Source organism: Mycobacterium sp. ZZG, assembly GCF_054786995.1.
Genome location: NZ_JBTBFV010000037.1, coordinates 32,292 through 54,381, shown reverse-complemented (window position 1 = coordinate 54,381; position 22,090 = coordinate 32,292). Strand labels below are relative to the sequence as shown.

General features: G+C 68.9%; 22 protein-coding genes and 1 pseudogene. 16 read left to right on the top strand and 7 right to left on the bottom strand.

Annotated features, from left to right (window positions below):
* Window positions 1-284 precede the first annotated feature (284 nt).
* From ACXMYJ_RS19510 to ACXMYJ_RS19475, 8 genes are all read left to right on the top strand, one after another.
* Window positions 285-920, top strand: coding sequence for a TetR/AcrR family transcriptional regulator (locus tag ACXMYJ_RS19510; RefSeq protein ID WP_460358563.1), 636 nt, complete (start codon window positions 285-287; stop codon window positions 918-920).
* A 108-nt stretch (window positions 921-1,028) separates the two neighbouring features.
* A complete protein-coding gene (locus tag ACXMYJ_RS19505) occupies window positions 1,029-1,958 on the top strand; it encodes a class I SAM-dependent methyltransferase (RefSeq protein WP_460358560.1) in 930 nt (309 codons plus the stop codon).
* Window positions 1,959-2,025: 67 nt separating this feature from the next.
* Window positions 2,026-3,441 (top strand): aldehyde dehydrogenase family protein, encoded by a 1,416-nt coding sequence (locus ACXMYJ_RS19500; protein ID WP_260756243.1) that lies wholly within the window; start codon window positions 2,026-2,028, stop codon window positions 3,439-3,441.
* A 30-nt stretch (window positions 3,442-3,471) separates the two neighbouring features.
* Window positions 3,472-4,335 carry an SDR family oxidoreductase gene (locus ACXMYJ_RS19495; protein WP_260756244.1) on the top strand — a complete coding sequence of 288 codons (864 nt, stop codon included), beginning with the start codon at window positions 3,472-3,474 and terminating at the stop codon, window positions 4,333-4,335.
* A gap of 5 nt (window positions 4,336-4,340) precedes the next feature.
* The gene (locus ACXMYJ_RS19490) at window positions 4,341-5,303 is read left to right on the top strand and encodes an NADPH:quinone oxidoreductase family protein (RefSeq protein WP_260756245.1); all 963 of its coding nucleotides are present in this window, start codon (window positions 4,341-4,343) and stop codon (window positions 5,301-5,303) included.
* Window positions 5,300-6,001 carry a haloacid dehalogenase type II gene (locus ACXMYJ_RS19485; protein WP_460358556.1) on the top strand — a complete coding sequence of 234 codons (702 nt, stop codon included), beginning with the start codon at window positions 5,300-5,302 and terminating at the stop codon, window positions 5,999-6,001. The genes ACXMYJ_RS19490 and ACXMYJ_RS19485 overlap by 4 nt, the downstream gene beginning before the upstream one ends.
* A 22-nt stretch (window positions 6,002-6,023) precedes the next feature.
* On the top strand, window positions 6,024-6,734 hold the full coding sequence (locus tag ACXMYJ_RS19480) for a methyltransferase domain-containing protein (protein ID WP_443187978.1): 711 nt from the start codon (window positions 6,024-6,026) through the stop codon (window positions 6,732-6,734).
* A gap of 18 nt (window positions 6,735-6,752) precedes the next feature.
* Complete coding sequence (locus ACXMYJ_RS19475; protein ID WP_460358552.1) at window positions 6,753-7,238, top strand: DUF456 domain-containing protein; 486 nt, start codon at window positions 6,753-6,755, stop codon at window positions 7,236-7,238.
* A 98-nt stretch (window positions 7,239-7,336) separates the two neighbouring features.
* Here ACXMYJ_RS19475 and ACXMYJ_RS19470 read toward each other — a convergent pair whose 3' ends face one another.
* The 3 genes from ACXMYJ_RS19470 to ACXMYJ_RS19460 all read right to left on the bottom strand — a co-directional run bounded on the left by ACXMYJ_RS19470 (window position 7,337) and on the right by ACXMYJ_RS19460 (window position 10,107).
* Window positions 7,337-8,137 (bottom strand): tyrosine-protein phosphatase, encoded by an 801-nt coding sequence (locus ACXMYJ_RS19470; protein WP_260756249.1) that lies wholly within the window; start codon window positions 8,135-8,137, stop codon window positions 7,337-7,339.
* Complete coding sequence (locus ACXMYJ_RS19465) at window positions 8,137-9,357, bottom strand: acyl-CoA dehydrogenase family protein (RefSeq protein ID WP_260757884.1); 1,221 nt, start codon at window positions 9,355-9,357, stop codon at window positions 8,137-8,139. Before ACXMYJ_RS19465 ends, ACXMYJ_RS19470 begins: the two co-directional genes overlap by 1 nt.
* Before the next feature lie 81 nt (window positions 9,358-9,438).
* On the bottom strand, window positions 9,439-10,107 hold the full coding sequence (locus ACXMYJ_RS19460; RefSeq protein ID WP_460358549.1) for a phosphodiesterase: 669 nt from the start codon (window positions 10,105-10,107) through the stop codon (window positions 9,439-9,441).
* A gap of 106 nt (window positions 10,108-10,213) precedes the next feature.
* Here ACXMYJ_RS19460 and ACXMYJ_RS19455 point away from each other — a divergent pair, with 106 nt between their 5' ends.
* The gene (locus ACXMYJ_RS19455) at window positions 10,214-11,728 is read left to right on the top strand and encodes an FAD-dependent oxidoreductase (RefSeq protein WP_460358547.1); all 1,515 of its coding nucleotides are present in this window, start codon (window positions 10,214-10,216) and stop codon (window positions 11,726-11,728) included.
* A 3-nt stretch (window positions 11,729-11,731) separates the two neighbouring features.
* Here ACXMYJ_RS19455 and ACXMYJ_RS19450 read toward each other — a convergent pair whose 3' ends face one another.
* The gene (locus tag ACXMYJ_RS19450) at window positions 11,732-12,700 is read right to left on the bottom strand and encodes a helix-turn-helix domain-containing protein (RefSeq protein ID WP_460358544.1); all 969 of its coding nucleotides are present in this window, start codon (window positions 12,698-12,700) and stop codon (window positions 11,732-11,734) included.
* Between the two features lie 263 nt (window positions 12,701-12,963).
* On the opposite strand from ACXMYJ_RS19450, the gene ACXMYJ_RS19445 reads away from it, so the two are divergent.
* Window positions 12,964-13,605, top strand: coding sequence for a response regulator (locus tag ACXMYJ_RS19445; protein ID WP_260756253.1), 642 nt, complete (start codon window positions 12,964-12,966; stop codon window positions 13,603-13,605).
* Window positions 13,606-13,607: 2 nt separating this feature from the next.
* Window positions 13,608-14,792, top strand: coding sequence for a sensor histidine kinase (locus ACXMYJ_RS19440; protein WP_460358542.1), 1,185 nt, complete (start codon window positions 13,608-13,610; stop codon window positions 14,790-14,792).
* Here the strand turns inward: ACXMYJ_RS19440 and pntB are convergent.
* On the bottom strand, window positions 14,789-16,228 hold the full coding sequence (gene pntB / locus ACXMYJ_RS19435) for a Re/Si-specific NAD(P)(+) transhydrogenase subunit beta (protein WP_460358540.1): 1,440 nt from the start codon (window positions 16,226-16,228) through the stop codon (window positions 14,789-14,791). The two genes, ACXMYJ_RS19440 and pntB, sit on opposite strands and share 4 nt — an antisense overlap.
* Window positions 16,229-16,232: 4 nt before the next feature.
* Window positions 16,233-17,783 carry a Re/Si-specific NAD(P)(+) transhydrogenase subunit alpha gene (locus tag ACXMYJ_RS19430; RefSeq protein WP_460358538.1) on the bottom strand — a complete coding sequence of 517 codons (1,551 nt, stop codon included), beginning with the start codon at window positions 17,781-17,783 and terminating at the stop codon, window positions 16,233-16,235.
* Window positions 17,784-17,989: 206 nt separating this feature from the next.
* Between ACXMYJ_RS19430 and ACXMYJ_RS19425 the strand changes: the two genes are divergently transcribed.
* From ACXMYJ_RS19425 to ACXMYJ_RS19410, 4 genes are all read left to right on the top strand, one after another.
* Complete coding sequence (locus tag ACXMYJ_RS19425; RefSeq protein WP_460358535.1) at window positions 17,990-18,859, top strand: ABC transporter permease; 870 nt, start codon at window positions 17,990-17,992, stop codon at window positions 18,857-18,859.
* A gap of 6 nt (window positions 18,860-18,865) precedes the next feature.
* On the top strand, window positions 18,866-19,903 hold the full coding sequence (locus ACXMYJ_RS19420) for a taurine ABC transporter substrate-binding protein (protein ID WP_443187973.1): 1,038 nt from the start codon (window positions 18,866-18,868) through the stop codon (window positions 19,901-19,903).
* A complete protein-coding gene (locus tag ACXMYJ_RS19415) occupies window positions 19,887-20,666 on the top strand; it encodes an ABC transporter ATP-binding protein (protein ID WP_460358532.1) in 780 nt (259 codons plus the stop codon). Before ACXMYJ_RS19420 ends, ACXMYJ_RS19415 begins: the two co-directional genes overlap by 17 nt.
* Before the next feature lie 98 nt (window positions 20,667-20,764).
* Window positions 20,765-21,151, top strand: a complete 387-nt coding sequence (locus tag ACXMYJ_RS19410) for a hypothetical protein (protein ID WP_260756260.1) — start codon at window positions 20,765-20,767, stop codon at window positions 21,149-21,151.
* Here the strand turns inward: ACXMYJ_RS19410 and ACXMYJ_RS19405 are convergent.
* A pseudogene (locus ACXMYJ_RS19405) lies at window positions 21,136-21,246 on the bottom strand (CAP domain-containing protein); the annotation flags it as partial. The gene ACXMYJ_RS19410 and the pseudogene ACXMYJ_RS19405 sit on opposite strands and share 16 nt — an antisense overlap.
* Before the next feature lie 159 nt (window positions 21,247-21,405).
* On the opposite strand from ACXMYJ_RS19405, the gene ACXMYJ_RS19400 reads away from it, so the two are divergent.
* Window positions 21,406-22,080, top strand: coding sequence for a TetR/AcrR family transcriptional regulator (locus ACXMYJ_RS19400; RefSeq protein WP_443187971.1), 675 nt, complete (start codon window positions 21,406-21,408; stop codon window positions 22,078-22,080).
* Window positions 22,081-22,090: the final 10 nt, after the last annotated feature.

Below are 22,090 nucleotides of genomic sequence, written 5' to 3'. Positions count from 1 at the left end.
CTTTCACCGGAAGTGCCTTTCTGAAGTTGTGCCGATAAGTGCGTAAGGAACACTCATCATCGCAGCTCAGAGGGCACTTTCCTCATATCAACACTCGCCTACCAGGCAATTCATCGGTGGATTCAGGATTAGTTCGCACCCGGGCGTGGGGAACAGTCCCGCGCCGGAGCGCGAGCCCGCCGGGGGCCGCGGTTCTGGCATGGGAGTTTGCTGTCAGGTCACCCTCGGGTAACGGGTCGAGGACGTGTCACCGGGGCCCAGGTGACGTGTGGCACAATTTGACCGTGCCGTATACGGCTAGTCGAGGTCCAGGACGTCCTCCCGCAGCGAAGGCCGCTGAAACTCGGGAGCGCATCCTGCATGCCGCCCGCGAGGTGTTCAGCGAACTCGGCTACGACGCCGCGACGTTCCAAGGCATAGCGATCCGTGCGGATCTCACGCGTCCAGCCATTAATCACTACTTCGCCAGCAAACGGGTTTTATGGGGTGAGGTGGTCGAGCAGACCAACGCCTCGATCGTCAGCGCAGGCATCGCCCGGGCGCACGAACAGACCACGCTGATCGGACGGCTGTCGGCGTTCGTGTCGGTGGCCACCCAGGCCGACGCCGAGGACCGATCGGCGGCGGCTTTCCTCGTGACCTCGGTGCTGGAATCGCAGCGTCACCCCGAACTCAGCAATGACGAACACGATTCGCTGAAGAACTCCCGTGACTTCGTGTCGTGGGCGGTCAACGACGCGGTGGCGCGCGGCGAGCTGAGCACCGACACCGACGTCAACCACCTGGTCGAGATGCTGGTCGCGGTGGTGTGGGGGATGGGCTTCTATGCCGGGTTCGTCGGCGACCGCAGCGAACTGGGCGCCGTGGTGCACAAGCTGGAGCTGCTGCTGGCCAACAAGTTGTGGAATCTCAGCGAATAACCTTCCCTTCTGAATGTTCCCTGTGAATGTGGTGCGGGCGCCGGTTTGATTCGAGTCGCTTAGTTAGGCTTGCAATGTAATGCCTCGTCCGAGCGAAAGAGCGCTGTCATGAGTTCACTCCGCACCGACAACGACACCTGGGACATCGCGTCCAGCGTCGGGGCCACCGCCGTCATGGTCGCCGCCGCGCGAGCGGCCGAGACCGAACGCCGGGACGCCCTCATCACCGATCCGTACGCCGAGATCCTGGTGGCCGGAGCCGGCGCCGGGTCCTGGCAGTACATCGCCGACGACGACTTCGTCGGCAGGGTCACCGAGTCCGATCCCGAGATCGGGACGCTGTTCGAGCACATGAAGAACTATCAGGCGGTGCGGACGCACTTCTTCGACGCGTTCTTCACCGCCGCGGTGGACGCCGGCATCCGCCAGATCGTCATCCTCGCCTCCGGCCTGGATTCGCGCGCGTTCCGGCTGCCATGGCCGGCCGGCACCGTGGTCTACGAGATCGACCAGCCGCTGGTCCTCCAGTACAAGACCTCGACCCTGGCCGCGCACGGCGTGCAGCCCACCGCCGACCGCCGTGAGGTGCCGATCGATCTGCGGCAGGACTGGCCGGCCGCGCTCACCGACGCCGGCTTCGATCCGAGCCGGCCCACCGCGTGGCTCGCCGAAGGTCTGCTGATGTACCTGCCGGCCGACGCGCAGGACCGGCTGTTCGCGCAGATCACCGACATGAGCGCGCCGGGAAGCCGGGTCGCCGCGGAATCCATGGGCGTTCACGCCCGGGAGCGCCGGGAACGGATGCGGAACCGTTTCGCGGCCATCACCGCCCAGATCGACGTCGAGCCCATGGACATCACCGAGCTCACCTATGAAGATCCCGACCGTGCGAATGTCGCCGAATGGCTGACCGCGCACGGTTGGACGGCCCGGGAGGTGCCCTCGCAGGACGAGATGCGGCGGCTGGGCCGTCTGGTCGAGATCGCCGACAGCGACGAGCAGTCCTTCTCGACGTTCACCACCGCGGTGCGAACCTGACACCTGTTCACCAACCGGGTGGTTGGTTACGATGCGGGTACTCCCCCAGGTCAGGAAGGGACCCGTCATGACCACCGAATCCGTCGTACCCGCGCAGGCCGCCGCCGCCGTGACCAGTACCGACATCCCCGCCGTCGTCAGCAAGCTGCGGGCCACGTTCGCCACCGGCCGCACCCGCAGCGTGCAGTGGCGCAAGGAGCAGCTGCACGCGCTCGAACGGCTGATGACCGAGAACGAGGGCGCGATCGCCGAAGCGCTGGAGAAGGATCTGGGCCGCGCGCCGTTCGAGGCGTGGCTCGCCGACATCGCCAGCACCGCCGGTGAAGCCGCCTACGCGGCCAAGAACGTCGGCAAGTGGATGAAACGGCGTTACCGCTTGCTGGAGATGTCCCAGCTGCCCGGCCGCGGCTGGGTCGAGTACGAGCCCTACGGCACCGTGCTGATCATCGGCGCGTGGAACTTCCCGTTCGCGCTCACCCTCGGCCCCGCCGTCGGGGCCATCGCCGCCGGAAACACCGCGGTGCTCAAGCCGTCTGAAGTCGCACCGGCGTCGTCGGCGCTGATGGCCGAACTGGTGCCGCGCTACATGGACAACGACGCGATCGCCGTCGTGGAGGGGGACGGCGCGGTCAGCCAGGAGCTGATCGCGCAGGGCTTCGACCACCTGATCTTCACCGGAGGCACCGAGGTGGGCCGCCGCGTGTACGAGGCCGCCGCCGCCCACCTCACCCCGGTCACCCTCGAGCTCGGCGGCAAGAGCCCGGTGATCGTGGCCGCCGACGCCGACATCGAGGTCGCCGCCAAGCGCATCGCCTGGACCAAGCTGATCAACTCGGGCCAGATCTGCATCGCACCGGACTACGTGCTGGCCGAGGCCCCGATCCGCGACAAGCTCGTCGACGGCATCCGCGCGGCCATCGACACGTTCGAGGCGGGCAACGCCGACGGCAAGAAGATCGTCAACGAGCGCCACTTCAACCGGCTTTCCAGCGCGCTGGCCGCCACCAAGGGCAGGGTCGCCGTCGGCGGCGGCTCCGACGCGGCAGCCCTGAAGATCGCACCCACCGTCGTGGTCGACCCCGATCCGGCCGAGCCGCTGATGACCGACGAGATCTTCGGCCCGATCCTGCCCGTGGTGACCGTGCAGAACCTTGACGAGGCAATCTCTTTCGTCAACTCCAGGCCGAAGCCCTTGGCCGCATACCTGTTCACCAAGGCCAAGGCGGTGCGCGAGCGGGTGATCAAGGAGGTGCCGGCCGGCGGCATGGTGGTGAACCATCTGATCTTCCACTTCGCCACCCACAAGCTGCCGTTCGGCGGCGTCGGACCGTCCGGTCTGGGCGCCTACCACGGCAAGTTCGGCTTCGAGGAGTTCAGCCACCGCAAGTCGGTGCTGACCAAGCCGACCCGACCCGACCTCGGCGCCATGATCTACCCCCCGTATACAGAGAAGGCGTGGAAGCTGGCGCGCAAGCTGTTCTAAGCCGGTCGAACCCCTAAGAGAGGAACATCAGTGCCAGGAGTGCAGGATCGTGTCATCGTCGTCACGGGTGCCGGAGGTGGCCTCGGCCGCGAGTACGCACTGACGCTCGCTCGCGAGGGCGCCAGCGTGGTCGTCAACGACCTCGGCGGCGCGCGCGACGGTACCGGATCCGGGTCGGCCATGGCCGACGAGGTGGTCAAGGAGATCAAGGACGCCGGTGGCCGCGCGGTGGCGAACTACGACTCCGTCGCCGAGCCCGAGGGGGCGGCCAACATCATCAAGACCGCCGTCGACGAATTCGGCAAGGTCGACGGTGTGGTCTCCAACGCGGGCATCCTGCGCGACGGCACCTTCCACAAGATGGAGTTCGGCAACTGGGACGCCGTGCTCAAAGTGCATCTGTACGGCGGATACAACGTGATCCGCGCCGCGTGGCCGCACTTCCGCGAGAACGGCTTCGGCCGCGTCGTGGTCGCGACGTCGACCAGCGGGCTGTTCGGCAACTTCGGGCAGGCCAACTACGGTGCCGCCAAGCTCGGTCTGGTCGGCCTGATCAACACGCTGGCCCAGGAGGGCGCGAAGTACAACATCAAGGCCAACGCGATCGCGCCGATCGCCGCGACGCGGATGACGCAGGACATCCTGCCGCCTGAAGTGTTCGAGAAGCTGACCCCCGAATATGTGGCGCCGATCGTGTCCTACCTGTGCACCGAAGAGGTGCCGGACACCGCCTCGGTGTTCATCGTCGGCGGCGGCAAGGTGCAGCGGGTGGCGCTGTTCCAGAACAGCGGCGTGACGTTCACCGAGGTGCCGTCGGTCGACGATGTCGCCGCCAAGTGGGGCGAGATCACCGATCTGTCGGCAGCCGAGCGAGCAACCTTCAGCCTCGGCTGACAGTAGTGAAAGCGCTTGTCGCACAGGAGCTGACAGGTCCGGCGGGGCTGGCGTACACCGACGTCGAGGAGGTGCGCGGCGGCGATGCCGTCGTCCTCGACGTCGGTGCCGCCGGCGTCTGCTTCCCCGACCTGCTGATGCTGCGCGGTGAGTACCAGATGAAGGTTCCGGCGCCGTTCGTGCCGGGCCTCGAGGTCGCGGGCACGGTGCGGTCGGCCCCGGAGGATTCGGGTTTGGTTGCCGGGCAGCGGGTCTCGGCGTTCAGCCTGCTGGGCGCGTGGGCCGAGCAGGTCGCGGTGCCGGTGGGCAGCGTGGTGCCGACCAACGCAGCGCTCGACGACGGGTCGGCGGTGTGCCTGCTGGGCAACTACTACACGATGTATTTCGCGCTGCACCGGCGCGGCGGGCTGCAGGCCGGTGAGACCGTGCTGGTGCTCGGTTCCGGTGGCGGGATCGGGACGGCGTCGGTGCAGATCGCGAAAGCGTTGGGCGCAAGGGTGATCGCGATGGTGCACCGCCCGTCGGCGGCCGGGTTTGTGGAGTCCCTGGGCGCCGACGTGGTGCTGCCGCTGACCGACGGGTGGCTCGAGGCGGTCAAGGCCGAGACTGGTGGCCGGGGCGTCGACCTGGTGGTGGACCCGATCGGCGGGCACGCGTTCGACGATGCCGTGCGCGCGCTGGCCACCGAGGGCCGGCTGCTGGTGATCGGCTTCGCCGCCGGCGGCATCCCGACGGTCAAGGTCAACCGGTTGCTACTGCGCAATGTCAGTGTGGTCGGCGTCGGGTGGGGCGAATTCGTCAACCGCACCCCCGGAGCGCAGGCCGAGGTCGGTGCCGCATTGGCGGGGTTGGTCGACAACGGCCTCAAACCGCCTGAGCCGGTGCGGTTTCCGCTCTCGGACGGGGTGGCGGCGCTACAGGCCTTCGCCGACGGGGCGGTCAACGGGAAGCTCGTCCTGGAGCCGTGAGTATTCGCGCGCTGGCCTTCGACGTGTTCGGCACCGTTGTGGACTGGCGCTCCAGCGTCATCTCCGAACTCGCCGAGTTCGGGTGCCGCAACGGTGTGTCGGCGGACTGGCAGCGGTTCGCCGACGACTGGCGGGCCGGCTACGCGCCGGCGATGGACCGGGTGCGCACTGGCGAGTTGCCGTGGACCCGCCTGGACGACCTGCACCGCGGCCGCCTCGTCGAGTTGCTCGCCGGTGCCGGGATCACGGTGAGCGACAACGAGATCGACGAGCTCAACCGGGCCTGGCACCGGCTGGATCCGTGGCCGGACTCCGTGGCGGGCCTGATGCGGCTGAAGCGGCGCTTCGTCATCACCACGCTGTCGAACGGCAACGTGTCGCTGCTGACGAACATGGCCAGACACGCCGGGCTGCCGTGGGACTGCGTGCTGTCGGCCGAGATCTTCCGGCACTACAAGCCCGACCGGCAGGCCTACCTGGGCTGCGCCGAGATCCTCGATGTGGCGCCCGGCGAACTGATGCTCGTCGCCGCGCACCCGTCCGATCTACGCGCCGCGCGTGATGCAGGGCTGGCCACGGCGTATGTGCACCGGCCGCTCGAACGGGGTCCCGACCGTACGCCGGATCGCCCGGCCGCCGGCGAATTCGACGTCACAGCAGACGATTTCCTGGACCTGGCGGAGAAGCTGGGCGCATGAGCGGCGGGCGTACCGTAGTGACATGACTGAATCCGCGTTGCGCATGGCCGAGCGGCTGTTGATCGATCCGCCGGAGCATCCCGATGTGAGCAGAGGGTATCTGGACCTGCTCGGCGACGGGCAGGAGAAGAACCGCGGCGCGATCCAGGCGCTGTGGGCGTCGCAGCTCGGGTCGCTGTTCTACGACAACGCCCAGACGGTCATGCGGCGGCTGATGACGGCCTGGCACGAACCGACCGAGTGGCTGAACATCCCCGTCGGCGGCACCGCGCTCGACGTCGGCAGCGGCCCGGGCAATGTCACCGCCGCGCTGGGCCGCGCCGTCGGCCCCGGCGGTCTGGCCCTCGGCGTGGACATTTCCGAACCGATGCTGGCGCGGGCGGTGGCCGCCGAGGCCGGGCCGAACGTCGGCTTCCTGCGCGCCGACGCGCAACATCTGCCGTTCCGGGACGAGTCGTTCGACGCGGTGGTGTCGATCGCGATGCTGCAGCTGATCCCCGACCCCGCGGTGGCGCTGACCGAGATGGTCCGGGTGCTGCGGCCCGGGCGGCGGATGGCCGTCATGGTGCCCACGGCCGGCCCGGCGGCGAACCTGCTGCGCTACCTGCCCAATGCGGGCGCGCACGTCTTCGGCGACGACGAGCTCGGCGACACCCTCGAAGACCTCGGAATGGTCGGCGTGCGCACCAAGACCATCGGCACCGTGCAATGGGTCCGGGGCCGCAAACCGTGACCACGTAGGCTCGCCGGCATGAGCACCGGCGGCCTCGTCCTCGTCGCGCTGGCGATCGCCGTCGGCCTGGTCGGCATCGTGGTGCCGATCCTGCCCGGCGGGATCCTGGTGATCGGTGCGATCGCGGTGTGGGCGTTCGTGGTGAACAGCACGGTGTCCTGGGTGGTGTTCGGTGTCGCGGCCGCGCTGTTCGTCGCGTCCCAGGTGATCAAGTACACCTGGCCCGTCAAGCGCATGCGGCGCGCCGACGTGCGCACCTCGGTGCTCGTCGTCGGGGGCATCGCCGGCGTCGTCGGGTTTTTCGTGATTCCGGTGATCGGTTTGCTGATCGGTTTCGTGCTCGGGGTTTTCGCCGCGGAGATGGGAATCCGGCGCGACGTGACGCGGGCGTGGGCGTCGACCTGGCACGCGGTCAAGGGCGTCGCGCTGTCGGTCGGGGTCGAGCTCACCGGCGCGCTCCTGGCTACGGTGGCGTGGGTCGTCGGGGTCCTGCTGACGCTCTGATCGCCGCCGAAATCGCATTCCACGCGGCCGAAACCGCCTTGAAGACCGCGTGGAATGCGATTTCGGCAGAGTCCCGGGTCAGCCGGAGCGCAGCGGGCTCAGCCGTGCAGGGCCGTGCGGAGCCGGCGGACGTCGTCGTCGGTCAATCCGGCGGCTTCCAGATAGCGTGCCAGCGAGCCGAATTCGGCATCGATCGTGCGCCGGGCGGTGTCGAGGTACTGCTCGCGCACGCCGAGCACCGCGTCGGTCAGCCGGGCCTCGGCCAACTGCATGATCTCGGGGGCCTCGGCCGCCCGCGCCCGCACCGATTCGAGGATGCTCTCCCGCAACTGCGGCACCGCGACATTGCTGCGCAGGTAGTCGGCCATGATCGCGTCGCGGTCGACACCGGCGGCCTCCAGCACCACCGCGATGGTGAAACCGGTGCGGTCCTTGCCGGCGAAGCAGTGCGCGAGCACGGCGCGGTCGGAGCCGAGCAGCGTCACCACGCGGTGCACCGCGCGGCGCGCCAACGGCGCCGCCGCGATCCGCCCGTACTCCTCGGTCATGTACCGGGCCGCGGCCTCGGCGACGGGCTCGTCGTCAGGCTTGTCGGTCATCATCCGCTGGAACGCGTGCTCGTGCGGGGACTCCCCGTCGGCGGCCATGGTCTCGACGAACGGCAGGTGATGGATCTCCACGCCCGCGGGCACCAGGCCCGGGCCGTGCCGCTCCAGCTCCCGCGACGTCCGCAGATCCGCGACGTCGGTGACACCGAAGCCGGCGAGCGCTTCACGGCCGGTGTCGTCGAGCTTGGAGAGCTCACTGGCGCGGAAGAAGCGCCCCGGTGCGATACCGGTCTGCTCCGAGACGTCCCGGAAGTTCCAGGCGCCCGAGAGCTCACCGCCGGAGAAGGGCACTACTGCGTCACCGCCCGCGCCAGAGGGGACTTCTCCTTGCCGAGCTCGGCGCGCGCGATCGTGCGCATGTGCACCTCGTCGGGCCCGTCGAACAGCCGCATTGCGCGGTGCCAGCTGTACAGCCGGGCCAGCGGGAAGTCGTCGCACACCCCGGCGCCGCCGTGCACCTGGATGGCGCGGTCGATCACGTCGCAGGCCATCTGCGGTGCGACGGCCTTGATCTGTGCGACCAGCAGCTGGGCGTCCTTGCTCTTGTTGCCGTGCTGGTCGATGGTCCAGGCCGCTTTGTGGCACAGCAGCCGGGTCTGCTCGATCTCGTTGCGCGACTTCGCGATCGCCTCACGCACCACACCCTGTTCGGCCAGCGGCTTGCCGAACGCGACCCGCTTCTGCACGCGGTCGACCATCAGCGCGAGTGCCCGCTCGGCTGCGCCGATGGCGCGCATGCAGTGGTGGATACGGCCCGGCCCGAGACGGGCCTGCGCGATCGCGAACCCGGAGCCTTCCTCGTCGAGCAGGTTCGACGCCGGCACCCGCACGTTGTCGAACACGATCTCGCAGTGCCCGTGCTGGTCCTGCCAGCCGAACACCGGTAGCGAGCGCTGGATGTCCACCCCCGGGGTGTCTGCCGGGACCAGGATCATCGACTGCTGACGGTGGCTGGGCCCGTCGGGATTGGTGCGGCCCATCACGATCAGGATCTTGCAGCGCGGATCCGCGGCGCCGGTGATCCACCACTTGCGGCCGTTGATGACGTAGTCGTCGCCGTCGCGGAGCATGGTCGTCTCGATGTTGCGCGCGTCGCTGGAGGCCACCGCCGGTTCGGTCATCGCGAACGCGCTGCGGATCTCACCGGCCAGCAACGGCTCGAGCCACTGCTTGCGCTGCTCCTCGGTGGCGAACAGGTGCAGGGTCTCCATGTTCCCGGTGTCCGGGGCGGCGCAGTTGGTGGCCTCGGGCGCGATTTCCATGCTCCAGCCGGTCAACTCGGCCAGCGGCGCGTACTCCAGGTTCGACAGCCCGGACTCCGAGGGCAGGAACAGGTTCCACAGCCCGCGCTGCTTGGCTTCCTTCTTGAGGTCCTCGACCACCGGCGGGACGGTGTGGTCGTCGGGGCCGGCCTCGGCGCGGTAGCGGTGGTAGGACTCCTCGGCCGGGAACACGAGTTCGGTCATGAAGCCGGTCAACCGGTCGTGGTAATCCTGCGCCTTGGCTGACATCGCGAAGTCCATGACGGCCACGATATGACACGGGTAAATCGCGAGGTCCACCGACTGATCAGGACGACGCCAGAACCGCCGTCATTCGGCCCCGCGCCCCTGTCGGCTGTTGCGGTACGCGGCGCGGCGCAGCGAGGTGAGCCAGCGCGGCAGCAGGCTGATCTCGGTGCCGCTGCGGACCGTCGGATCGAAGGGCTGATCGCATCCCGGATCGTCGGCGCACAGCTCGCGGTCCAACGTCAGCCTCGCGAGATTGCCGAAAGATCCTGTGCCGTGCGCCTGTTCGATGTCGAACTCGATGGTGTCGGTGCGGACACGGTCGCTGATCGCGGACAGGGACAGGCCGTCGCCGTCGGGCGGCGTGCGCAGCTGAGCCCGCAACCAGAACACGCCGCCGCGGTAGCCGAGCGGCATCAGCGTCGAGTACGGCGCCGCAGGCCACGACGCGACGGGCCGCAGCGCGACCCGGGCCGCCGACGACACCGTGAGCGCGTCCCACGGGTTGGGGCCGTCCGCATCGGCGAGCATCCGCCAGGCCAGGCCCGCGAAGTCCGGCAGCGCCCCGGGCGTCCCGGCACCCTTGGAGACGCGCCCGATCACGTCACCGGAGACCAGCGGCAGGCCTTCGCCGGCGGGCGCCAGACGGGTCACGGTGCCGCCGCAGAGCACCCCGGTGGGATGGAACACGCGCTTGTCACGCAGCGCCGCCCCCGCCTTGAGCGGCAGTGTGGTCAGGTCTGAGAGAGCCATGCGTCCTGTCTGCCCGCTCCCGGGCCGATGAAACGCGTGCCTGCGGCGATGGTGACGGACAAACACGCGGCGTTTGAGCAGGGGCGGACCGGGTAAACCGCGCGCCATGTCCTCGCTGTGGACCGAAGACCGGATCGAAAGCCCTTCCAGCCCGGATGAAGTGGCGCGGGTGCGCGCCGCCGACGTGGTGGTCGTCGGCGCCGGGATCACCGGCCTGACCACCGCCGTGCTGCTCGCGAGGGCCGGCAAGAAGGTGGTGGTGGTCGAGGCGCGCCGCGTCGGGGCGTGCGCGACGGGCAACACCACCGGCAAGGTCAGCGTGCTGCAGGGCAGCAAACTGGCCAGGATCGGGTCCAAGCACGGCGCCGATGTGCTGAACGCCTACGTCACCGGCAACGCCGAGGGCCGGGACTGGCTGGTCCGCTACCACGACGACCACGGGCTGGCCTACCAGCGCCAGGACGATCACGCCTACGCGCAGGCCGAATCTGGGATCGGTACCGCCCGTGACATTCTCGTCGCGTGCCGGGAGGCCGGTGTCGACGCGCAGTGGGTCGACGAGGCCGACGTGCCGTTTCCGTTCCGCGGCGGGGTGCGGGTTCGCGAGCAGGCGCAGATAGACCCGATTCCTTACCTGGGCAGCTTGGTCACCGAACTGGAGAGACACGGCGGCACCCTGCTGCAGGGCGTGCGTGTCACCTCCGTTGCCGGTACCGGTCCGGTGCGAGTTCGATTGCGGCTCAGCGAGATCGAACAGGACTCGCGCGATCAGCAGTTCGTCGTCGCCGCCGGGCACTGTGTGCTCGCGACCGGGATACCGATTCTGGACCGCGGCATGTTCTTCGCGCGCGTCGAGCCGGAGCGCTCCTACTGCCTGGCGTTCGACGTGCCGGGTGACATCACCACGGCGATGTACATCGCGGTGGACAGTCCGACCCGCTCGGTGCGGTACGCGCCGCGGCCGTCCGGCGACAAGCTGATCGTCGGCGGCGCCGGACACACGGTGGGTCGCGCCGACAGCCCGAAGAAGGCGGTCGAGGAGCTGGCGCACTGGGCCGCGCTGCATTACCCCGGTGCGGTGCAGACGCACTACTGGTCGGCGCAGGACTATCACCCCGACGACGAGATCCCCTTCGTCGGGCCGATCCTGCCCGGACACGACAGTGTGCTGGTGGCAACGGGTTTCGACAAATGGGGGATGACCAACGGGGTCGCGGCGGCACTCGCGCTGTCGGCGCGGATCCTCGGCGGCCGGATGGACTGGGCACAGGCATTCGCGAGCTGGCGGGCCCACGAGCTGCGCGGCATCTCGACGGCGGTGCAACTGAACCTCAAGGTCGGATTGCACCTGGCCAACGGCTGGGTCCACCCGCTGGGCGGCCATGACATGAGGCCGGCCGAAGGCGAGGGGGTGGTCACCGGGCCGCCGTGGCGCCGACGGGCGATCAGCGTGGTCGACGGCGTGCAGCGCACGGTCTCGCCCGTCTGCCCGCACCTGGGCGGCATCGTGCGATGGAACGACTCGGACTGCGCCTGGGAGTGCCCGCTGCACGGATCGCGGTTCGCCCCCGACGGCGCGCTGCTGGAGGGTCCGGCCACCCGCGGCCTGACCGCCGGCTAGCCGTCACGCGCGCAGCGTGTCGGACGGGTTGCGCCCGTAGGCTTCCCGGTACATCGATGCGAAGCGCCCGGTGTGCGCGAATCCCCAACGCGCCGCGACGATCTGGACCGTGGTGTCACCCGGGTCGGCTTTGACGAGCTCGCGGTGCGCGTGATCCATGCGCACCCTCCGCACATACTCCATCGGGGTCATGTCCAGGTGCCGGCGAAACATGTACTGCAACGCCCGCGGCGTCACGTGGATGCTCTCGGCGATGTCGGCCAGCGCGATGTCGCTGTCGGCGTTGCTCTCGATGTACGACGCCGCCCGCCGCACCAGCGGCGGTTTGGCTTCGTTGCGGTCAGCTGACGTGGGCTCGGTGGCGGCGTTAGTCGGGAACGCCGCGAGCACTGTGGCCGCGAGCATGGACGCGGTGGTCGACGCCACGAGGCGCGTCGGTTCCGGACCGTCGGAATGCACTACGGTGCGCACGAACTCGATGGCGGCGTTGAGCTGTTGCTCCGCCTGCGCCGAGACCGGGCGGTGGTCGAGGAGGCGCAGGGGGCCGGCGGCCCGGCCGCGCTCCGGCGCGGCGACCCGGTCCAGCAGCGTGGTGTCGAACATCGTCAGGTCGTAGGTCGCTTCGCAGACCCGGCCCGAATACGGGAGCTCAGGCGGGGAGAGCAGCGTGACGTCACCCGGCGCGAAGACGTCCTGCGGTTCCCCGATGAAGTCTTCCTCGATACAGCCTTCGTGCACCCGGCACAGGCAGATCTTGCCCAGCGGGGCGGCGTCGTAGGACATGTGGAAGTCGAGCCGAAGCTCGTCGTAGTTGACCGGTCCGAGCCAGCGCCGGTCGATGCGGGCCGCGGCCCGCTCACCCTCTCCGGCAGTGATGGACATCTTCGTGTACGCACGTACCAGAAAGTCTTCGGTGGCCTCGAGCGTGTGACCTTCGAAGTGAAGAGCCTGGTGTGAAGTCGCTGTCTGCATGCTGCTACCCCGCAACTCGCGGTGTACTACGGGGCGGTGGCTTCGCCCCCCGGCTTGGGCCAGCATAGCGGAATGGTCGCGGAAAGCCTGGTTACGTAGCCCGCCTATCGGAAGAGGGCCTTCGACGTGCTGCGCAGGATGTCCCGGTAATCGAACACCAAGCTCGTCGACATCGCCGAGCGCATCGCGCAACGGGATCACACCGACGAGGAACGCCGCATCGGCGGACCTTTGCTGTGCGAAGCTGTGCGCATGGTGGGGCGATGACCGGGCAGAGGGTGCGCGTGGTGGTCGGTGACGACCACCCGATGTTCCGCGACGGGGTGGTGCGGGCGCTGCAGTCGAGCGGGTCGATCGACGTGGTCGCCGAGGCCGACGACGGGACCACCGCGCTGGCCGCGATCCGCGAGCACCGGCCCGAGGTCGCGCTGCTGGACTACCGGATGCCCGGCATGGACGGCGCCGAGGTGGCCGCGGCCGTGGTGCGTGACCGGCTGGTCACGCGTGTGCTGCTGCTCTCGGCGCACGACGAGTCGGCCATCGTCTACCGGGCTCTGCAGGACGGGGCCGCCGGGTTCCTGCCCAAGGAGTCCACGCGCAGCGAACTGGTCAATGCGGTGCTGGACTGCGCCGAGGGCCGCGACGTCGTCGCTCCCGCGCTCACGGCCGGGCTGGCCGGGGAGATCCGCCGGCGTGCGGAGCCCGACGGGCCGGTGCTGAGCCCGCGGGAACGTGAGGTGCTGGCGCTGATCGCCGCGGGCAGCAGCATCCCGGCCATGGCCAAGGAGCTCTTCCTGGCCCCGTCGACGGTCAAGACGCATGTGCAGCGTCTCTACGAGAAGCTCGGCGTCAGCGATCGGGCGGCGGCTGTCGCCGAGGCCATGCGGCGCAAGCTGCTGGACTGACCATGACCGGCTTGTGGAGCTCCTGGCGGGACTACCTGACCAGCGAGCCGGTGCGTGTGTCGGCGGTGCTGCGGCTGCCGCTGATCGTGCTGATCGGGGTGCTGGTGTGGATCTGGGAGGTGGACCACTGGCTCCCGCAGCTGTACGCGGTGATCCTCGGCGGCTACGCGGCCGTCGCGGTCGCCTGGCTGGTCGCCGTGTCGCGGGGACCGGTGCCCCGCTGGGCCGATTGGGCGTCCACCGCGGTGGATCTGCTCGTCATCATCGCGCTGTGCCTGGTCTCGGGCGGCGCGACGGCCGCGCTGCTGCCGGTGTTCTTTCTGCTGCCCATCTCGGTCGCGTTCCAGGACCGGCCGGCCCTGAGCGCGGTCATCGGCGCGATCACCGCGCTCGGCTATCTGACGGTGTGGATCTTCTACTCCAAGCGCGACGACACCGTCGGGTTGCCGAACATGGTCTACACCCATTTCGGGTTCATGGTGTGGATGGCGGTGGCGACGACGGCGCTGAGCTTCGTGCTGGCCCGGCGGGCGGTGCGGCTGAAAGCGTTGCAGCAGATGCGTGTCCAGCTGGTCTCGGAGGCGATGGAGTCGGACGAGCGGCACAGCCGCGAGGTGGCCGAGCACCTGCACGACGGACCGCTGCAGACACTGCTCGCGGCACGGTTGGAGCTCGACGAGGCCAGGGAACGCCATCCCGACCCGGCGCTGGACACCGTGTACGAAGCCCTGCAGCAGACCGCGACCGGCCTGCGGTCGACGGTGACCGAACTGCACCCGCAGGTGCTGGCGCAGCTGGGACTGACCGCGGGTGTGCGAGAGCTGTTGCGGCAGTTCCAGTCCCGTCACGACATCGAGGTACTCGCCGTGCTCGAGGAGGTCGGCACACCGCAGTCACAGGCCCTGATGTACAGGGCCGCCCGCGAACTCCTGACCAACGTCGGCAAGCACGCCGGCGCCACCACGGTGCGCGTCGGCCTGTGCCGGCGCGGCGACCGCGTCGTGCTCACCGTCGCCGACGACGGCCGCGGGTTCGACCCCGACACAGTCGGGAAGTCGTTGGCGCAGGGCCATATCGGGCTGGGCTCGCTGCTGGCCCGGTTCGACGCGATGGGCGGGGCGATGCGCGTCACCTCGAATCCCGGGACGGGCACCGAGGTGACGGCGACCTCGCCGCCGGAGCGCTAGACGCGTTCGGTGACCGCCAACGCCGCGTTGATGGCGTCGACGCGGTCTTTGGCGTCGCCGAACAGCATCTGGGTGTTCTCGCGGAAGAACAGCGGGTTCTGCACGCCGGCGTAGCCCGACGCCATCGACCGCTTGAACACGATGACGTTGTCGGCGTTCCACACCGTCAGCACCGGCATGCCGGCGATGGGGCTGCTGGGATCCTCTGAGGCGGCCGGGTTGACGGTGTCGTTGGCGCCGATCACGAGCACCACCGAGGTGCCGTCGAAGTCGTCGTTGATCTCGTCCATCTCCAGCACGATGTCGTAGGGCACCTTGGCCTCGGCCAGCAGCACGTTCATGTGACCGGGCAGCCGGCCGGCGACGGGATGGATGCCGAACCGGACGTTGACGCCGCGATCGCGCAGTTTGCGGGTCAGCTCGGCGACCCCGTACTGGGCTTGGGCGACGGCCATGCCGTAGCCGGGGGTGATGATCACCGAGTCGGCGGAGGCGAGCAGTTCGGCCGCGCCGTCGGCGGTGATCTCGCGGTGCTCGCCGTAATCCTTGTCCTCGGCCGGCCCTGCCTCGATGCCGAAACCGCCCGCGATCACCGAGATGAACGAGCGGTTCATCGCCTTGCACATGATGTAGGACAGGTAGGCACCCGAGGAGCCGACCAGCGCACCGGTGACGATCAGCAGGTCGTTGCCGAGCAGGAAGCCGGCCGCGGCCGCGGCCCACCCCGAGTAGCTGTTGAGCATCGACACCACGACCGGCATGTCGCCGCCGCCGATCGAGGCCACCAGATGCCAGCCCAGCAGCAGCGCCAGCACGGTCACCACGATCAGCAGCCACAGCTGCGGGTCGATGACGAACCACACGGTGAGCGCGAAGAACACCACTAGTGCGCCGACGTTGAGCAGGTTCTTGCCGGGCAGCATCATCGGCGCGGATTTCATCCGCGCCGACAGCTTCAGGTTGGCCACGATGGATCCGGTGAACGTCACCGCGCCGATGAACACGCCGATGACGACCTCACCGGAGTGGATGCCCAGCATGCCTTCGCGTGCCAGTTGCGCGGCTTCGGCGCCGCCCGGGTCGGCCTCCACGTGCAGATAACCGTTCCAGCCGACCACCACGGCGGCCAGACCGACGAAACTGTGCAGCAGGGCGATCAATTCGGGCATGCCGGTCATTTCCACGAGCTTGGCCCGCCACAGCCCGATCGCGGCGCCGATGGCCATCGCGACGACCAGCAGGCCCAGGCCGAGCGGCTCGATATGGCGGGCGATCGCCAGGGCGATGGTCGCGATCAGCGCCACGGTCATCCCGACGATGCCGAAAGTGATTCCCGCCCGGGCGGTCTCGTGCTTGGACAGCCCGGCCAGGGCCAGGATGAACAGCAGGGCCGCGACGACGTACGCGGCGGTGGCGGCGGTTTCCAGGGTGAACATGGTTCTAGCTCCTCGAGAACATCGCCAGCATGCGGCGTGTCACCGCGAAGCCGCCGAAGATGTTGATGCTGGCCAGCAGGATCGCGACGAAGGCCAACCCGGTGATCAGCGCGCCACCGGAGTCCAGGTCGTGCCCGATCTGCAACAGCGCGCCGACGACGATGATCCCGGAGATCGCGTTGGTCACCGACATCAGCGGGGTGTGCAGGGCGTGGTGGACGTTGCCAATCACGTAGTAGCCGATCACGATCGCCAGCGCGAACACCGTCAGGTGCACCTGCAGCGCCGCCGGGGACAGTGCGATGAGCGCGAACACCGCCGCCGCGACGGCGAACGTCAGCCCCAGCCGGCGTCCGGCCGTCATCGGCTTCTTGGCCGGTTTCTGTTCAACCGGGGCGGCGGGGGTGGCGGCCGCGGGCGCGGCCGAGACCTGCACCGGGGGCGGCGGCCAGGTGATGGCGCCGTCGCGCACCACCGTCACCGAACGCTGGACCACGTCGTCGAAGTCCAGGTCGAGCCGGCCGTCCTTGTTCGGGGTCAGCAGCTTGAGCAGGTTCACCAGGTTGGTGCCGTAGAGCTGGGACGCCTGGGCCGGCAGCCGCCCGGCGAGGTCGGTGTAGCCGATGATGGTCACGCCGTTGTCGGTCACGATCGCCTGATCCTTGACGGTGCCCTCCACATTGCCGCCGTTGGCCGCAGCCATGTCGACGATCACGCTGCCAGGCTTCATCGACGCGACCATCTCGGCGGTGATGATGCGCGGCGCCGGCCTACCCGGGATCAGCGCGGTAGTGATGATGATGTCGACGTCCTTGGACTGCTCGGCGTACAGCGCCGCCTCGCGGGCCTTGTAGTCCTCGCCCATCTCCTTGGCGTAGCCGGTGGCCGACACCTCGGCCGCCGCCGGGTCCACGGCCAGGTACTCCCCGCCCAGCGAGGCGACCTGGTCGGCCACCTCCGGACGCGGGTCGGTGGCCCGCACGATCGCGCCGAGGCTGCCCGCGGCCCCGATCGCGGCCAGACCTGCCACGCCGGCGCCGACGACGAGCACCTTGGCCGGCGGCACCTTGCCCGCCGCGGTCACCTGACCGGTGAAGAACCGGCCGAACCGGTGGGCGGCCTCGACCACGGCGCGGTACCCGGCGATGTTGGCCATCGAGGACAGCACGTCCAACGACTGGGCCCGCGAGATGCGCGGCACCGCGTCCATGGCCAGCACGGTGACCGGCCGGGTGGCCAGCTGTTCGAGCAGCTCGGGCTTCAGCGCCGGTGAGATCAGGCTGATCAGCGTCGCGCCGTCGCGCAGCCCGGCGATCTCGGCCGGGGTCGGCGCGTTGACCTTCAGCACGACGTCAGACGACAGCACCTGACACGTCGACTCGACGATTCCCGCCCCGGCCTCGGCGTACGCGTCATCGGAGAAGCTCGCCGCAGCACCCGCGCCGGACTCCACGACCACCTCGTAGCCGAGCTTGATGAGTTGCCCCACCGTCTGCGGGGTCGCGGCGACACGCGTCTCTCCGAGCAGTGACTCTCTCGGTATCCCGATGATCATCGATATCGATCCGATCTAAGCTTTGTCCGGGTGTGTGGACGGAACGCTGGTGCGCACTCCGGCACCGTCCTTCGTTGGACGGATAAAGCTGTCAGTGTAGGAGAGCCCGCACCGCGGCCTGCACCCCCGTCGGCGGGGGCACCAGAATTTCGCTCGTCGTGAGCGCAGCCATTCCCCGATCGTGACGCATCCGTCAATGTCTGCCGGTGTCCGTTTTCGTCGATCTAGCACCCGAGGACGCCGTCGCCCCGGCCCCGGGTATCGACGCCCGTCCGGGCGGGAGCCGCCGGCGCGGTCGCCTCACCCGTGCGGCGCTGCCGCTGCTGTCCGTCGCGGTGTTCGGTGTGCTGTGGCAACTCGTCGCGGCCAGCGAGATCTGGAGCCAGACCTTCGTGCCGTACCCGGCGACGGTGTGGAAGGCGTTCATCGACGTGTCGACGACGCATGACGGAGTCCGCGGCTACGCCGGCTACCTGCTGTGGGAGCACCTGTACATGACGTTGCGCCGCGTGCTCGCCGGCGTCGTCATCGGCGTCGTGCTCGGTGTGCTGCTGGGTCTGGTGATGGGCTCCGTCAGCTGGGTCCGCAGCGTGCTGGAGCCGTGGTTGACCTTCCTGCGGGCGCTGCCGCCACTGGCCTACTTCTTCCTGCTCGTGATCTGGCTCGGCATCGACGAGGCGCCGAAGATCACGCTGCTCGCGCTCGCCGCGCTGCCGCCCGCCGCCGTCGCGACCACGGCCGCCGTCGTTGCGGCCCCCGTCGGATTACAGGAAGCCGCAAGGGCCTTGGGGGCGTCCCGGCGCCAGGTCATCCGCGACGTCGTCGTCCCGTCAGCGCTGCCCGAGACCTTCACTGGAATCCGGCTGGCCGTCGGCATGGCCTACTCGTCGGTGGTGGCCGCCGAACTGTTCAACGGCATCCCCGGAGTCGGCGGATTGGTCAAAGACGCAAGCAATTACAACAACACCCCCGTGGTGCTGGTCGGGATCTTCGCCATCGGGTTCTCCGGTCTGGTGATCGACGGTCTGCTGCGCGCCGTCGAGCGGCGCGCTGTTCCCTGGAGAGGAAAGGTCTAACCGAAAATGAAACTCAAAGCTGCTGTGGTGGTGCTTGTCTCGGCTGTGCTGGTGCTTGCGGGCTGCTCGGTGGGCGGTCAGGGGCAGGACGCGAGTGACCCCGACAAGCCCACCATCCGGATCGGCTACCAGACGTTCCCGAGCGGCGACCTGATCGTCAAGAACAGCAGGTGGCTCGAAGAGGCGTTGCCGGACTACAACATCAAGTGGACGAAGTTCGACTCCGGCGCCGACGTCAACACCGCGTTCATCGCCGACGAACTGGACTTCGGCGCGCTGGGGTCCAGCCCGGTGGCCCGGGGGCTTTCCGCACCGCTGAACATCCCGTACCAGGTGGCGTTCGTCCTCGACGTGGCCGGTGACAACGAAGCTCTGGTGGCGCGCAACGGTTCCGGCATTGACACGATCGCCCAGCTGAGGGGCAAGCGCGTCGGGACCCCGTTCGCGTCCACCGCGCACTACAGCCTGTTGGCCGCACTCGACCAGAACGGGCTGTCCGCCAACGATGTTCAATTGATCGACCTGCAACCGCAGGCCATCCTCGCCGCGTGGGAGCGCGGCGACATCGACGCCGCGTACACGTGGCTGCCGACCCTGGACGAGCTGCGCACGACCGGCAAGGACCTGATCACCAGCCGACAGCTCGCCAAGGCCGGAAAGCCGACGCTCGACCTCGGCGTGGTGTCCAAGGAGTTCGCGCAGGCGCATCCTGACGTCGTCGACATCTGGCGCCGGCACGAGGCCCGCGCGCTCGATCTGATCAAGAACGACCCCGACGCCGCGGCAAAGGCGGTCTCCGCGGAAATCGGTCTGACCCCCGAGGAAACCGCCGGCCAGATCAAGCAGGGCGTGTTCGTGACCCCCGACGAGCTTGCCTCCGCGGAATGGCTTGGGGCCGAGGGAAACCCGGGCAACATTGCGGTCAACCTCCAGAGCGCGTCGCAGTTCCTGGCCGAGCAGAAGCAGATCCCGGCCGCCGCACCGCTGAAGACGTTCCAGGAAGCCATCTACACCAAGGGCCTGCCGGATGTCCTCAACCAGTGACAGCGCGATTCAGATCACGTCGGTCTGGCATCGCTACGGCAGCGGGCGGGACGGGGTCACCGCGCTCGGGCCGGCTGACCTGACCGTCGACCCGGGATCGTTCCTGGTGCTCGTCGGCGCCTCCGGCTGTGGGAAGAGCACGCTGCTGCGACTGCTGGCCGGCTTCGAGCCGCCCAGTCAAGGGTCGGTGCGGGTGGCCGGTGCGCAGCCCACGCCGGGAGTGACGGCGGGCGTCGTGTTCCAGCAGCCCCGGCTGTTCCCGTGGCGCACCGTCGGCGGCAACGTCGACCTGGCGCTCAAGTACGCAAAAGTGCCGCGGGACAAGCGGACCGAGCGCCGTGAGGAGCTTCTCGAGCGCGTCGGCCTCGGCGGCACCGCGGGTCGGCAGATCTGGGAGATCAGCGGCGGGCAGCAGCAGCGCGTCGCGATCGCGCGAGCTCTCGCCGCGGAGACGCCGCTGTTCCTGCTCGACGAACCGTTCGCCGCGCTGGACGCGCTGACTCGGGAACGGTTGCAAGAGGACGTGCGTCAGGTCAGCGCCGAGTCGGGGCGGACGACGGTGTTCGTCACCCACAGCGCCGACGAGGCGGCGTTCCTCGGTTCCCGGATCGTCGTGCTGACGCGCAGGCCGGGCCGGGTGGCTCTGGACATTCCGGTGGACCTGCCGCGGAACGGGGTCGACGCCGACGAACTGCGGCGCTCCCCCGAATACGGTGAACTGCGCGCGGAGGTGGGCCGGGCGGTCAAGGCGGCCGCGGCTTAACCGCGAATCCCGAGTGGCATATCTCGAAACGGCACCGATCGCGCATCGACATCGAATTAGAGGTGCGTCGGTTGTGTTGGGCCACGCACGATGTCGATGTGAGCAGGGTGGTCGAACGCGGACTCGCCAGATGTCCGCGATGCGTCGCGGTGGCGGATTACGTCTTCATCGAGTCGGATCGCAACGTCGTGCGCTACGAGGTGCGCTGCCGCAAGTGCGGAGAGTGCTACCGCGAGGACAGCCGGCCGGGCGCGCCGTTGGCGGTCAGCGGCGAAGAGCCGTTGATCCAGTGGCCGCCGGACTGCGAGCCGACCCCGCCGCGCGACTGGCGCGATGAGTTGCGCGGCAAATTATCGGTGGCCACGCAGCGCGGCAAGGCCGAGATGGAGGTCGTGAACAAGCGGGCGCACGACCTCGTGGAGTTCGGGCGGTCGTGGCGCAACGAGCGCCGGTCGGCGCGGAAGGTGGATCAGACTGGGGGATAGGCCGGTGGCGGATACACCCCGCGCAGGATCCACGCGAACCAGTTGATGCCGTATTCGAGCTCGTCGCTCGCGTCGTAATCCGGATTCGGGTCCACCGCGCCACCTCCATCACTTCGGCCACTTCGGCCACGCCACTGCGGCCCGGCGTTTCGAGTCTAGACCCGGGGCGGCCGTGTGAACACAGCCTCGGCCTAAACTGAACCAACCAGTTAGTAGACCGCTGCGGCGGTCCGGCCTGCCTATAGTGAGTCGCCATGTCTGAATCCGTCACGAGCAACGGGATGTCCCGCCGCGAGGAACTGCTGGCCGTGGCCACCAAGCTGTTCGCGGCCCGTGGCTACCACGGCACCCGGATGGATGACGTCGCCGACGCCGTCGGTCTGAACAAGGCGACGGTCTACCACTACTACGCCAGCAAGTCGCTGATCCTGTACGACATCTATAAGGGCGCCGCCGACTTCACGGTGGATGCGCTGCACGACGACCCGAGTGCGTCGGCCCGCGAGACGATTTATCACTTCACCCGCCGGCTGCTGGTCGGTATCGCCAGCGACGTCGAGCGCGCCGCCGTCTACTTCCAAGAGGGCCCCTACATCAGCGAGTGGTTCACCGAGGAACAGGTGGAGTACATCCGGGAGAAGGAGGCGCAGGTCTACGAGCACGTCCGGGACGTGATCGACCGCGGTATCGCCAGCGGCGAGTTCTACGACTGCGACTCCCATGTCCTGGCCCTGGGCTATATCGGGATGACGCTGGGTTCCTACCGCTGGCTGCGCCCGCACGGCCGCCGGACCGCGCAGGAGATCGCGGTGGAGTTCAGCACCGCGCTGCTGCGTGGGCTGATCCGCGACGAGACGGTCCGCCAGGCGTCGCCGCTGGGTGTCGACGTCGACGCGGCGCGGGTGCGGCTCGGCGAGGAACCGAGCTAGCAACTGCGCC

Bases quoted from the DNA above. Each gene is read 5' to 3' on its own strand.
- ACXMYJ_RS19505 (WP_460358560.1), top strand. From the start codon at position 1,029: ATGAGTTCACTCCGCACCGACAACGACACCTGGGACATCGCGTCCAGC.
- ACXMYJ_RS19500 (WP_260756243.1), top strand. From the start codon at position 2,026: ATGACCACCGAATCCGTCGTACCCGCGCAGGCCGCCGCCGCCGTGACC.
- ACXMYJ_RS19480 (WP_443187978.1), top strand. From the start codon at position 6,024: ATGACTGAATCCGCGTTGCGCATGGCCGAGCGGCTGTTGATCGATCCG.
- ACXMYJ_RS19475 (WP_460358552.1), top strand. From the start codon at position 6,753: ATGAGCACCGGCGGCCTCGTCCTCGTCGCGCTGGCGATCGCCGTCGGC.
- ACXMYJ_RS19465 (WP_260757884.1), bottom strand. From the start codon at position 9,357: ATGTCAGCCAAGGCGCAGGATTACCACGACCGGTTGACCGGCTTCATG.
- ACXMYJ_RS19460 (WP_460358549.1), bottom strand. From the start codon at position 10,107: ATGGCTCTCTCAGACCTGACCACACTGCCGCTCAAGGCGGGGGCGGCG.
- ACXMYJ_RS19455 (WP_460358547.1), top strand. From the start codon at position 10,214: ATGTCCTCGCTGTGGACCGAAGACCGGATCGAAAGCCCTTCCAGCCCG.
- ACXMYJ_RS19450 (WP_460358544.1), bottom strand. From the start codon at position 12,700: ATGCAGACAGCGACTTCACACCAGGCTCTTCACTTCGAAGGTCACACG.
- ACXMYJ_RS19445 (WP_260756253.1), top strand. From the start codon at position 12,964: ATGACCGGGCAGAGGGTGCGCGTGGTGGTCGGTGACGACCACCCGATG.
- ACXMYJ_RS19440 (WP_460358542.1), top strand. From the start codon at position 13,608: ATGACCGGCTTGTGGAGCTCCTGGCGGGACTACCTGACCAGCGAGCCG.
- pntB (WP_460358540.1), bottom strand. From the start codon at position 16,228: ATGTTCACCCTGGAAACCGCCGCCACCGCCGCGTACGTCGTCGCGGCC.
- ACXMYJ_RS19430 (WP_460358538.1), bottom strand. From the start codon at position 17,783: ATGATCATCGGGATACCGAGAGAGTCACTGCTCGGAGAGACGCGTGTC.
- ACXMYJ_RS19420 (WP_443187973.1), top strand. From the start codon at position 18,866: ATGAAACTCAAAGCTGCTGTGGTGGTGCTTGTCTCGGCTGTGCTGGTG.
- ACXMYJ_RS19415 (WP_460358532.1), top strand. From the start codon at position 19,887: ATGTCCTCAACCAGTGACAGCGCGATTCAGATCACGTCGGTCTGGCAT.
- ACXMYJ_RS19400 (WP_443187971.1), top strand. From the start codon at position 21,406: ATGTCTGAATCCGTCACGAGCAACGGGATGTCCCGCCGCGAGGAACTG.